Origin of the sequence: Bacillus sp. 3255 (assembly GCF_031456485.1) — a bacterium.
In the GTDB taxonomy this organism is placed as follows: domain Bacteria; phylum Bacillota; class Bacilli; order Paenibacillales; family NBRC-103111; genus Paenibacillus_E.
In genome coordinates this window covers 93076-105165 of the sequence record NZ_JAVDUS010000008.1, presented here as the reverse complement: position 1 = coordinate 105165, position 12090 = coordinate 93076, and the positions used below count along the sequence as shown (strand labels likewise).

Annotated in this window: 14 protein-coding genes; 11 read left to right on the top strand and 3 right to left on the bottom strand. The window is 53.6% G+C overall.

All coding sequences use genetic code 11. The features are described from left to right. The first annotated feature begins 157 nt into the window (after nt 1-157). The 3 genes from J2X61_RS14095 to J2X61_RS14085 all read left to right on the top strand — a co-directional run bounded on the left by J2X61_RS14095 (nt 158) and on the right by J2X61_RS14085 (nt 1837). Nucleotides 158-724: an NUDIX hydrolase gene (locus J2X61_RS14095; protein ID WP_274467220.1), complete on the top strand. Its 567-nt coding sequence runs from the start codon at nt 158-160 to the stop codon at nt 722-724. Nucleotides 725-762: 38 nt separating this feature from the next. After that, nucleotides 763-1158, top strand: a complete 396-nt coding sequence (locus J2X61_RS14090; protein ID WP_310188438.1) for a DUF1284 domain-containing protein — start codon at nt 763-765, stop codon at nt 1156-1158. Nucleotides 1159-1531: 373 nt separating this feature from the next. Continuing rightward, nucleotides 1532-1837: a hypothetical protein gene (locus J2X61_RS14085; protein ID WP_310188434.1), complete on the top strand. Its 306-nt coding sequence runs from the start codon at nt 1532-1534 to the stop codon at nt 1835-1837. A gap of 499 nt (nt 1838-2336) precedes the next feature. Here the strand turns inward: J2X61_RS14085 and J2X61_RS14080 are convergent, their stop codons facing one another. The 3 genes from J2X61_RS14080 to J2X61_RS14070 all read right to left on the bottom strand — a co-directional run bounded on the left by J2X61_RS14080 (nt 2337) and on the right by J2X61_RS14070 (nt 4692). Then, complete coding sequence (locus tag J2X61_RS14080) at nt 2337-2984, bottom strand: SOS response-associated peptidase (RefSeq protein WP_274467217.1); 648 nt, start codon at nt 2982-2984, stop codon at nt 2337-2339. A 93-nt stretch (nt 2985-3077) separates the two neighbouring features. After that, a complete protein-coding gene (locus tag J2X61_RS14075; RefSeq protein WP_310188432.1) occupies nt 3078-3440 on the bottom strand; it encodes a response regulator in 363 nt (120 codons plus the stop codon). Nucleotides 3441-3588: 148 nt separating this feature from the next. Next, nucleotides 3589-4692, bottom strand: a complete 1104-nt coding sequence (locus tag J2X61_RS14070) for a GGDEF domain-containing protein (protein WP_310188429.1) — start codon at nt 4690-4692, stop codon at nt 3589-3591. Nucleotides 4693-4884: 192 nt separating this feature from the next. Between J2X61_RS14070 and J2X61_RS14065 the strand changes: the two genes are divergently transcribed. The 8 genes from J2X61_RS14065 to J2X61_RS14030 all read left to right on the top strand — a co-directional run bounded on the left by J2X61_RS14065 (nt 4885) and on the right by J2X61_RS14030 (nt 12083). Further along, nucleotides 4885-7080: an ATP-binding protein gene (locus tag J2X61_RS14065; RefSeq protein WP_310188427.1), complete on the top strand. Its 2196-nt coding sequence runs from the start codon at nt 4885-4887 to the stop codon at nt 7078-7080. A 163-nt stretch (nt 7081-7243) separates the two neighbouring features. Continuing rightward, nucleotides 7244-7822 carry a Pvc16 family protein gene (locus J2X61_RS14060; RefSeq protein WP_274467213.1) on the top strand — a complete coding sequence of 193 codons (579 nt, stop codon included), beginning with the start codon at nt 7244-7246 and terminating at the stop codon, nt 7820-7822. 12 nt (nt 7823-7834) lie between these two features. Further along, nucleotides 7835-8638: a peptidase associated/transthyretin-like domain-containing protein gene (locus tag J2X61_RS14055; RefSeq protein ID WP_274467212.1), complete on the top strand. Its 804-nt coding sequence runs from the start codon at nt 7835-7837 to the stop codon at nt 8636-8638. A 122-nt stretch (nt 8639-8760) separates the two neighbouring features. After that, entirely contained in the window at nt 8761-10494 is a 1734-nt protein-coding gene (locus J2X61_RS14050; RefSeq protein WP_310188424.1) for a phage tail sheath family protein, read from the top strand. A gap of 46 nt (nt 10495-10540) precedes the next feature. Continuing rightward, nucleotides 10541-10975, top strand: a complete 435-nt coding sequence (locus tag J2X61_RS14045; RefSeq protein WP_274467210.1) for a phage tail protein — start codon at nt 10541-10543, stop codon at nt 10973-10975. 85 nt (nt 10976-11060) lie between these two features. Continuing rightward, nucleotides 11061-11438, top strand: a complete 378-nt coding sequence (locus J2X61_RS14040; RefSeq protein ID WP_274467209.1) for a phage tail assembly protein — start codon at nt 11061-11063, stop codon at nt 11436-11438. Next, nucleotides 11435-11638 carry a DUF6760 family protein gene (locus J2X61_RS14035; RefSeq protein ID WP_079410461.1) on the top strand — a complete coding sequence of 68 codons (204 nt, stop codon included), beginning with the start codon at nt 11435-11437 and terminating at the stop codon, nt 11636-11638. Before J2X61_RS14040 ends, J2X61_RS14035 begins: the two co-directional genes overlap by 4 nt. Nucleotides 11639-11645: 7 nt before the next feature. Next, entirely contained in the window at nt 11646-12083 is a 438-nt protein-coding gene (locus J2X61_RS14030; protein ID WP_274467208.1) for a phage tail protein, read from the top strand. The last annotated feature ends 7 nt before the right edge of the window (nt 12084-12090 follow it).

Below are 12090 nucleotides of genomic sequence, written 5' to 3'. Positions count from 1 at the left end.
AGAGGCTTTTATTCGTGAGAGAATGCAAGACAAGTGCAGGAACCATCGTCTCCAAGCTTCCCCAAGAGCGGAGAACGCACGGGATCGGGCTTGCCTATCGTCCATCAGTAGCAGTAAGCTTGACTTACAATATGCGAAGTTGGGGATGAGACGACGAATGGAAGCTAAGTTTTGTATGAACTGCGGTTCACCGATGGAAGTTCGCGATGTGGATGGTACGATGAGAAGAGCCTGCACGGCTTGCACGTTTGTCCACTGGGGCAACTATAGTATTGGCGTGGGTGCGCTTGTGACCAGGGACGAGAAAATTTTGCTCGTACGCAGAGCGCAAGAGCCGGGTAAAGGCCGGTGGACGAATCCCGGCGGATATATCGAGCAGCATGAGCTGATCCAGGACACCATTGAGCGTGAAGTGCTGGAGGAGAGCGGAGTTACGGCCAAAGTCTCGCGGTTGGTGGCGGTGCGTGATTTGCCTCGAAGCATTCATAATGTATACATCGCATTCGAAATGGATTATGTCGGCGGCGAGCCAGTGCCTGACGGGGTAGAGGTGGATGCGGCCGGCTTCTATAGCTTGAAAGAGATGGAGGAGCTGCCGGTGGCCGATTTTACGAAGTGGCTTATCGATGTGGCGCTGCACGCCAAGTCGACGGGCCTAGTTGAAGATAAGGAGCCCATTGTTTCGATGGACGGTTACGGCTTGTACCGTGTTCCCAAAGTATGAAGCAGCCGATCGGCCTGCGGGGGCATCATTTGCTGTGTTTGTTAGGGTATCGCGGGATGGGATATTCCAAAGAGTTTTGCGAGAATATGACCGGCGTCTACGAGACGCTGCGGGCTCACCCGGAGACAGTCATCCGCGTCGTGCTCGGACCTGACGACCTGTGCGCCGCTTTCCCCGCCGATCAGGTCGCGCATTGCGAGAACAGGACGGTCTATGACCGCGATGCGGAAATCGTTGCCAAGCTTGGCTTGCAGGCTGGCATGGAGCTGAGCTGGTCCGCCGTCTGCGGGAAGGTGGCGGCGCAGGTGACGCCGGGGGATATCGGCCACCTGTGTGCTACATGCCGCTGGGAGCCCTACGGCGTATGCGCCGATGGGGTGCGCATCATCCGGGAGGGCGGCGAGCTGCCGGCTGTGAAGCGGGCTGGGGAGTAGTGCAGCCGGGAGGGGGACCGGCGGGCGGCGCGGGTAGGCGGAGCAGGGCAGGCAACCGGGAGTGGTGCCGGTAAGCTGAGCTGGGCAAGTAACCGGGAGTGGTGCCGGTGGGAGGAGCTGGGCAAGTATCCGGGAACGTAGCCGTGTCCTGCGCCCAGAAGCGGCACTGGCAATCGGCGCTGGGTCACCTCGCGCCAGGCTAACGGACACAGCAGCCGCTATTTGCCGATTTTGGGCGGCAATTGGATTCTAACGGACACCAGCGCGGTTATTTGCCCGTTTGGGGCACGATTTTGCCCCGAAAACGGCAAATAAGGTCTCCAGTGTCCGTTAGAAACGGAACACGGCGCAATCCAGGGCAATAGCGTCCGTGGTGTCCGTTAGATTCGCAGGAGCGCGGCGAAGCGCCACCGCAAGGCCGCTGGTCGAAGAGGACGCGCCCGCGCAGCCCGGGGACTCGGGAACGGAGCTCATGTCCTTGTCCACAACGGCACAGACGGTCAGAGCGCGGTGCCTCACGCCCGGCAGCGGCACTGGCAGCGCCGAGTCTCCCTCGCGTCCAGCTAACGGACACAGCAGCCGCTATTTGCCGGTTTTGGGCGGCAATTGGATCCTAACGGACACCAGCGCGGTTATTTGCCCGTTTGGGGCGCGATTTTGCCCCGAAAACGGCAAATAAGGTCTCACGTGTCCGTTAGAATCGGAGCACGGTGCAATCCAGGGCAATAACGTCCGTGGTGTCCGTTAGATTTGCGGGATCGCGACGAAGCGCCATCGCAAGGCCGCTGGTCGAAGAGGCAGCGCCCGCGCAGCCCGGGGATCCGGGAACGTAGCCGTGTCCTTGTCCGGCAGCGGCACTGGCAATCGGCGCCGAGTCACCTCGCGCCAGGCTAACGGACACAGCAGCCGCTAATTGCCGATTTTGGGCGGCAATTGGATTCTAACGGACACCAGCGCGGTTATTTGCCCTTTTGGGGCACGATTTTGCCCCGAAAATGGCAAATAAGGTCTCCCGTGTCCGTTAGAGTCGGAGCACGGCGCAATCCAGGGCAATAGCGTCCGTGGTGTCCGTTAGATTCGCGGGACCACGGCGAAGCGCCATCGCAAGGCCGCCGGCCGGCCAACACCAACAAAAAGAAGATGTCCCACCCGCTAAGCGGTCGGGACATCTTCTTTTTTTAAGCCAAAGCGTGAACGTCCTTGCCCGCGTCCAGCTTCTCCGCAGGGGAAGCGAGCACATTCGCCACCATCAGCAGTTCGTCCGCAGGACGCAGCAAGGAGCGAAGCAAGCGGCTGTCCTCCACGTCCGACTGCAGCCATTTCTCGGCCTGCTGCTGGTCGAGGATGGCGGGCATTTTGCCAAAATGCGGTGAGACCAAGTCATTGGCTTCCGTCATCAGCATCATGCAGGTACGAAGCTCGTCCTCGCCGTTCGGCGCATGCCAGACATCGTACAAGCCGGCGATCCCGAAAGTGCCGCTGCGCATTTTAAACTTGATCCATTGGGTTTCCTTGCCCTCGGTCACCTTGATATAGAAGCCGCTGCAGGGCAGAATGCACCGCTGCTTCCGAATGATACGCTCGAAGGCTGTGTTGGTGAAGATCGAATCACGCTCGCCGCAGACGGCGTCCTTCGCCCAGAAGGGCATCAAGCCCCAGCGGAATTCGTCAAGGAGACGTTCTCCCTTCTTGTTCATCACAACCGCCGAGACGGATTCCGTCGGTTTGACTTCGTAGCGGTTGGCTGTATAGGACAACAGCCTGTCGACTTGGAACTGGTTCATAATTTCATTGACATCGGCAAGAATGGATATCGAATGGCACATATGGTTTCACCTCATTTGATTTTGACTATTATTTGCCTGTTCCGCCAAAATCATGTATGAGGATTACAATTTTTTCCAGCCGTGCCCGATCAGCTATACGACCAGCAGTTTCATCATCGTTTCCTTCATATTGCGCTCCTGAAAAGGTTTGGAGACGAACTCCTTCGCCCCCGCCTGTATCGCTTCGATAATCAACGACCTTTGCTCGAAAGCCGAGCACATCATGATGTTCGCCGAGGGGTCGAACTCTTTAATCTTACGTATAACATCTATTCCGTTCATGTCCGGCATATTGAGATCCATCGTGGTCAAGATCGGAGAATTCATTTGGTATGAAAGAATCGCTTCGGTTCCGCTGCTTGCTTCAACGACGTCGTAACCCATGGTTTGAACGAGTTGGCATAGAATGCTTCGCAGGCTCTTGACCGGATCTGCGACGAGAATTTTAGGTTTCATGGGGTGTCAGATCCTCCAGTTCCTGCATAGGGTTATGTCTCTATATCGGAGGAATATGCCGGTTTCATGAGAGTCGAATTTCTGGTAATTAATTACACGGCATGCTGTGGTGCGCATAATCAAAAAAACCGAAAGCTCACGCTTCCGGCTACAGCTGGTATTGTTCGGATAAATAGGAATGAATGCAGTTTTTACCGTTTCTTTTGGCGATATATAAGCACTCGTCTACCTGCTGGAACCATGCTTTTTTCATCGTATTGCGGTTGTACGGCGCGAGTCCGATGCTCATTGTAAGAGGCTGCTCCGGCATCTCCGGAATTTGCGTATCACGAACGACTTGCATGAATTTCTCGCAGATCGCCAGCACTTCCTCGTGGGGCTTTCCAACGAACAGCACGGCGAACTCTTCGCCACCATAACGGAACGACATATCGTCCGGGCCCAGCATTTCTTTGAGCAGGCTGCCTATCGTTTTGAGTACGACATCTCCGACCCAATGGCCGTAGGTGTCATTGATTTTTTTGAAATTGTCGATATCCATCAAAGCGAGCTCGAGCGGTGTATCGTAGGGCATATGGGAGATAAGATGGTCCGTATGCTCCTGGAATGAACGATGGTTGAATAAATCGGTCAGCGCGTCCACTTTGGATAGACGGTCGATCATCACATTGCGAATGAGCAAATCCTGCTCGCGCCTGACGGAGTCACTCAGTTGGGAGACCAGGGAGAGACCTTTGCGCATGATGCCGAAGCAGACAAGGGATGTTGCTGTCAGGACCGTGACCGACACGATCACTTCGGATGATGTGATGAGATAGCCTTTGAACAACTGGCTGAGCAGCAGGCTTGTTAAGCTGACAAGTCCCAGACTGTAAGCAAAAATAATATATTTCCGCTGGAAATAAGCAGAAGATAAAATAATCGGAATGCTCAGAAGTTCGAAGGAGCTCGCCAGCTCCGGAATACACATAATATAGATACAAACCATGGTCATGGTCCATAGGATCATGATAAAATCACTGTATCTTGGCAGCAGGTAAAGCGCTGCGTAGCCGGCGCCCATCAGGGCAAGCTGCAAGCAGGTCGGGATAACCTGAAATTGAAGGAAGCCGTCGAACCATTGCGCTGGCTTATGATAGATATCGAAGAGAAAACCAATCATCGCCGCAATTTCGTAGACGAGCAGGATCCACCATAACAGATGGATAAGTTTTCGATTCCATCCATGATCGTTCGCCGGAAGTTGTTCCATCAGAAGGAGGCCACTTTCCTTTCGTGCCAGCTAAAATAGTAAATGTGTTGTGCGCTCGTAAGCATGCATGGACACAAGCGCGCGCCTGAAAGGACAACGAAGCCGTTGATCCTTGCCTGTGAGAACATTGTAAAGAATAACCACCTGTTTAGGCAAGCGGGGAAAATTAAAGATCGCATCACCAGGAGGATTATGGCTGCTCAAAGTTATATACATGCATGGGAGCATTATAAGGACGAGCTCGTCTTGTTGGATAAAAAGCTGGAGCTTCTCTATAGACGCAGGCAGAAGTTTACGCCGGATCCGCAAACGGACTCGTTTCGGGGAATGTTCGTGTCCGAAGACGAGTTTATCCGGCTGATCGGCGACCACGGCGCGGACGAGGAGCTGTTCGGAGAAGAGGCGGATCTCTTGGCGGAGATCGCCAGGCTGGAGCGCTTCATCGGCCTGAGGCTGGAGGAGAGCCGGCATCAAGGCGTATTCCTGCCGCTTCTTTATGTGGCGTCGGTATTCGGCTTGTCCGAGTTCGAGCGGCGAATCGTTATGCTGGGGCTTGCCGTCGAGCTGGATCGCAAATACGAGCGAATCTTCGGCTTTCTGCAGGACGATCTGACCAGCAAAACGCCGAATATCTCGTTAGCGCTGCAAATCGCGTGCAGCAGTCCGGAGGAGATGCGGGCTGCACGAACGACGTTTATTGCGCCGGAGGGACGGCTCGCGCGGTATTTGCTGCAGCGGGAGGAGCGGGACCGAGGATTGTCACTGCTGTCCAGGCCGCTGCTGCTGGATCAACGAATCGCCCTGTTCCTGCTCGATTCGGGAGAGCTCGATCCGAAGCTGAAGCCGGCGGTTGAGATGGCGTATCCGGACGACGAGCTGCCGCCCCTGCTTGTGCAGGCGGATTTCCAGGAGCGGCTGCGGGGCTTCGTCCGCGACTCGCTCGGGGTGCCCGCAGCTGAGCGCCAAAGGCTCGCGTTCCACCTGTGGGGGAACGCGGGCGCAGGCAAGAAGCTGCACGTCAAGCATTTCAGCAGCCACTATAAGAAGCCGCTGCTGCTGGCTAATCTGGCGGAAGTGCTGCTGCACGCCGCCAGCTTCGAGGAGCAGGTGAGCGCCATCGTCCGCGAGGCGATTCTGCACCAGGCGGTGCTGTGTTTCACACGCCTGGAAGCGCTCTACCCCGAGGAGCCGGACCTGGTGGCGCAGCAGCGGCTCGGGAAGTTCCATGAGCTGCTGGACGGCTACGGCGGCATGGTGTTCCTGTTAGCCGGCAAGCATCACCGGCTGAGCTGGAAGCCCAAGGAGCGGCTGCTTCTTGAGCATGAGTTGAAAGTGCCGGACGAAGGCGAGCGTGAGCGCCTATGGACGGCATTCGCGCGCGAGCTGGACGTCAGCGCGGGGGTGAACTTCCGGGTGATGAGCGGGAAGTTCCGCTTCACCCCGGGGCAGATACACCGCGCCCTGACGCTGGCGCGCGGATATTCCGCCTGGCAGGGGGCCGGCGATGCGGCTGCTCAGGCCAGCTTGCGGACCGACGCGCTCTACAGGGCGTGCTACCAGCAGGTGCAGCACAAGCTGGAGCGCAAGGCGACGCGCATTGAGCCCCGCTATCAGTGGGGAGATATCATACTCCCTCCCGAGCAGAAGGATCAGCTCCGCAATGCGTGCAATCAAGTGAAATACCGTGGTGTCGTATATAGTGACTGGGGCTTCGAGAAGAAGCTGGCCTACGGCAAGGGGCTCAGCATGCTGTTCGCCGGTCCGCCGGGCACCGGGAAAACGATGTCGGCGCAGGTGGTGGCCGGCGACCTCCAGCTCGAGCTGTATAAGGTCGATCTCTCGCAGGTCATTTCCAAATATATCGGGGAGACGGAGAAGAACCTGCATGAGATTTTCGAAGAGGCGCAGCTCAGCAACGCCGTGCTGTTCTTCGACGAGACGGACGCGCTCTTCGGCAAGCGTTCGGAAGTGAAGGATTCGCATGATAAATATGCGAACATCGAGACGGCCTACCTGCTGCAGAAGATGGAGGAGTATCAAGGCATCACCGTGCTGGCTACGAATCTGTTGAACAATATTGACGAAGCCTTCCTGAGAAGGATCAATTATGTCATTAAATTTCCGTTTCCGGACAGCGAGTACCGGGAGAAGATTTGGCAGTCGATGTTCCCTCCTTCCGCTCCGCTCAGCGATGACGTCGACTTCAAATATTTGGCGCAGCGCTACGAGATTGCCGGAGGTAATATCAAAAACGTCGTGCTGTCCTCAGCGTTCCTGGCTGCGGAAGCGAACGAGCCGATCCGAATGAATCATATCATCAAGTCGATCCGCCATGAGCTGCAGAAGTCCGGCAAAATTCTCGCCCGGCAGGAGTGGGAAGATTACTAGATTAACTAGATTACTAGACTGCTAGATTGAAAGTTAAAATTTGCATTAAATAAATGAAATCCTATAGTCACCGTTGCGTTTTGCAATTATAATAGAAAAAGGTACACAATGTGACATATTATCTACCGTTTCTACACATTACATAGGTATTTTGAGGCAGGAAGTGATTCCTATTGGCGATTATTCCGTAATTGCTGATGTAAGCGCATCTTTATTGAAGCTGCTTAGAGAAAATATGACACCGGATCCCATTCCCCAACCGGAGATGATCGGGCTCGCTTCGCCTGTCGATAAAGGGGATTTCTACTTATCTCTCTATTTATACAACATTCGCGAGAGCGGTAATAACCGCCAAACCCACATGATTGCCCGAGGGACCAATGCGATTCAATTTCCGCCGATGGTGGTGGACCTGAGCTATTTGTTGACCGTACAATCCCCCGCCGAGCTTCAATCCAGAGCGCTGGACGAGCACCGGATTCTGGGGCGGGCCATGCAGGTGCTTTACGATCATTCGATCCTTCGGGGCTCTATGACCGTAGGAACGCTTGCGGAGAACGACGAAGAGGTCCGCATCGTGATGGAGCCGATGAATGGCGATAGCATTCTGAATATGTGGAATTTCGCGGATACCCCGTACAGACTCTCTGTCAGCTATACCGTAGGGCCAGTCAATATCGATTCAACGCGCATCAAGACAACCAAAAGAGTTTCGGAAACCGATTTTCGTATACAGGGTTAGGGGGCTTAAGTTGTGGATCCTATTCGAATATCACAATTGAGAACCCGTGTATCCTTGGTTGTGTGCGTAGTTGACGCCATTACCTCTAGAGCTCCTCTCGGCAATACGACCACCGTTTACTTGGAAGGCACCCGTTCGAAAGCCATTAATAAATCGAATGGTTCCTATATATTTAATGATTTACCGCCCGGTGAATACCGTCTCAAGGTGAGCAACGAGCACTATTTTGAAGAACAAACTCTCATCGCTGTAGGAACCGACAATTTCATAGTGGTTGTTCAATTAAAACCGCTTCCATCCTACCCGTTTTCCTCCGGCACAGGACTTATTCGATTCATGCTGCAGGATGCGGCCGGAGCTCCGGTACGCCACGCCGGTTTGCAGGCTACGGTTGTCTCGGAGGAATGTGCCTGCGCTCGCGTCATGGCGGAGCAGCTGGATAAGGGAGCGGAGGTTATAACGCTGGGTTCGTTTACTGGCGTTATTGCAGCAGGCGATACATATTTACTTCGGGGACGAAGCGTCCAAGCCACGGAGGAGCTCATCCGGATTGCGGAAGTAATCGAGCATCAGAAGCGGTTTCGTTTAGACCGGAAATTGTCTGCAACGTTTGCGAGAGGCACGCTCTTGCTGCCCGTTCAGGAAACCCGTTCGACCGAACGCGGAGAGGCTGTCATTGCTTTTCGCGGAAACCGGATTGCCGCCTTTCAGTCTGAATTGCTCATTACATATGGCCCTAATGGGAGGCATGTCGTGAAGGACGTTCAGGTAGCTGAAGGAACGACAATGAATCTTGGCATCATCCGTCTGAACTGAACCTAATTAGTAGAATGGACACGTCCATCTTCTATACAAAAATGACAAGCAGAAAGGAGAGAACTGGTTTCAAGTCGATGGACTGGCAAAGTTATAACGCCATCTGACGGAACTGGGGAACAATGGCTGACTATTTATCACCTGGAGTCTATGTGGAAGAGTTTGACAGCGGTGCACAACCGCTTGAAGGTGCAAGCACAAGTACGGCCGGGTTTATAGGGCTTGCGCAAAGAGGGGAAATTGAAGGTGTCCCTCAATTAGTTACCAGCGTAGCTGATTTCCATCGTTTATTCGGCAGCTATTTGTCCGAGAACGAATTCGGCGAGTATCGCTTCCTTTCTTATGCCGTTGAGCATTTCTTCTTAAACGGAGGTGCACGCTGCTACGTCATGCGTGTAGCGCCAACCGATGCCAAAGTGGCGACGAACAAAGCGGAAAGCAACAAAGAATCCGCGATTCTGAGCATTGCCTCCAAAAACCCTGGAACATGGGGCAACCAAGTTCGCATCGTGGTCGTACCTTCCAGCAAAGCCAAAACACAAATCTATGAAGTGCTCAGCGAAACGCAATACCGTGTCAAGAATAACGCTGGTTTCAACGTAGGCGATGTGGTGGCTTTCGAAGCTGCAGGCCAAAAGCAATACAATAAAGTTGTCGCTTCTCAGGATAACATCATCGAGCTTTCTGCGGAATTGGAAGGCGACGTCGTTGACGCAGGCCTGCTCCCATCCAAAGTATTGACGACTTGCGAATTCACACTTCATGTCTTCTATGGCGACGAGGCTGAGACGTACGAGAAAGTTTCCTTGAACATCTCTGCAGCGAACCATGTGGAGAAAATCGTTTCCCGCTCGAACATCATCACGGTGAAGGATTTGACCGAAGGCAAAGATCTCGGCGCTGTAGCTCCTTTCGAGGTGCTTTCCGGCGAGGACGAGTCTGCAGGCAAATTCCAAATCGCTCTGTCCGGCGGAAGCAACGGTTCCATTGCTCAAGTAACGCCTGACATCTTCATGGGTGTGGACCGCGGACCTGGCAAACGTACAGGCATCCAGTCCTTCATCGACAACGACGTTGTCAGCATCATGGCGATCCCTGGTGTGACTGAGCCTACGGTTCAGCTTTCCCTCGTTGCACATTGTGAGAACTTGGGCAGCCGTTTCGCAGTGCTGGACATCCCGCGTGAGAAAACGAAAGTTGCCGATGTTATGACGCACCGCAACATTTTCGACAGCTCCTACGCAGCGATGTACAATCCTTGGCTTCAAGTGTTCGATCCATTAGACAAGAGAAACATTTACATACCGCCATCAGGCTCCGTCATCGGTATTTACTCCCGTTCCGACCAAACGCGCGGCGTTCAGAAAGCGCCTGCGAATGAAGTCGTGCGCGGTGCCGTCGGTCTTGACTGCCAATATAACAAAGGCGAGCAGGATATTTTGAACCCGCAGGGCGTGAACTTGATTCGTGCGTTCGCCGGACAAGGTATCCGCGTTTGGGGCGCACGCACAACGTCCTCCAACGGCTTGTGGAAATATGTGAACGTTAGACGTTTGTTCATCTTTATTGAAGAGTCGATCAAGAACGGTACGAACTGGGTCGTTTTCGAACCGAATGACGAGCAGCTCTGGGCTCGCGTACAGCGTACCATCGATGCGTTCCTGACACGCGTTTGGAGAGACGGAGCCTTGATGGGCGGAAGTCCTTCCGAAGCGTTCTATATTAACATCGGGCGCAGCACGATGACGCAGGACGACATTGATAATGGCCGACTCATCTGTGTGATCGGGGTAGCGCCGGTTAAACCTGCCGAGTTCGTGATCTTCCGCATTACTCAGAAAACAAGAGAAGAATAATTGGTCGAATCGTTAGATATTTCTCAGATTAGGAAAGGGGTATAACATGGCTGGCGAACGTAGGGATCCATACCGCAATTTTCGATTTAGAATTGAAGTAGAAGGTATTCAGCAAGCTGGATTCAGCGAAATCTCCGGATTTGACGCATCTTTGGCGGTAATCGAGTACCGTGAAGGAAATGAAACCATTACTCCCCGGAAGCTTCCGGGACTTGCGAAATACGGTAACATCTCACTGAAGTGGGGTGTAACGGACTCCATGGATATGTACAATTGGATGTCGGAGTCCATCCAAGGGAAGGTTTCCCGCAAAACCGTTACAATTATTGCGATTAATGAAGAAGGCGGCGACGTAGCGACGTGGCAAGTCATTGAAGCATGGCCGACGAAGTATTCGGCGCCAAGCTTCAAAGGAACGGGCAACGAAGTGGCGATCGAAAGCTTGGAGCTCGCCCACGAAGGCATGACTCGCACGAAGTAATGCAATGTTAGAGTAGGCGCCGGAGCCGCAGTCTCCGGCCCCTGGCTCTTCTTTTTTTCAGCTCAACGCTAAGGGGGAAAACATCATGGCTTTCAAAACCGAATATGAATTCGAGCTGCCTAGAGGTTATGTGGATGAGAACGGCAACCTGCACAAAAGAGGGGTTATGCGGTTGGCGACGGCGGCGGATGAAATCTTGCCGATGCGCGATCAGCGCGTTCAACAAAACCCGGGTTACTTAACGATCATCCTGCTAACGCGTGTCATCACGAGCCTCGGCGATTTGCGGGCTATCGACACACGGGTAGTGGAGAAGTTCTTCACGGCCGACCTTGCTTTCCTGCAAAACTTTTATCGCCAAATTAATGAAATGGAAGTGCCGAGAGTGCACACGAGCTGTCCGAAATGTGAGCATGAGTTCGATGTGGATGTGTCTTTTTTGGACGAGATGGCGGGGGCATAACGGGATATCCCATTGACAAGATCTATGAGGAAGCGGGTTTTATCGCTTACTATTTTCATTGGACGCATGATGAAATCATGTCAATGGAGCACCGGGAACGCCGAACGTGGTGTGAGGAAATATCCCGCATCAACCGCAATCTGAACGACGATGGCAAGAAGCAGCCAGACAATCCGTTCGATGTGTTCGGTAAGAGGTGAGTAACAGGTGACCAAATCGCATACGGTAGGCGGCGCTTTCCGGTTCGTCGTCGAGCTTGACGGGCTCATCGTCGGAGGGTTCTCCGAGGTAACCGGTATGAAATCGGAAACGGAAGTTAAGCCGTTATGGGAAGGCGGCGTGAATACGCACCCGCACTATATGATCGAACGTACGAAGTACCCGAATATTGTCCTGAAACGGGGCATCACCACATCCAGCGAGCTGTGGGACTGGTATGACAGCGTTACCCAGGGTACGATCAAACGCAAGAACGGCTCCATCATTCTGCACAATCAGGCGGGAACGGAGATGTGCCGTTGGAATTTCTTCAGTGCTTTTCCGGTCAAATGGAACGGGCCTGATTTGAACGCAACCAGCGGAAATGTGGCCATTGAATCGCTCGAGCTGGTTCATGAAGGCTTGAAGACGATTTTCAAGAAATAGTGTAAGC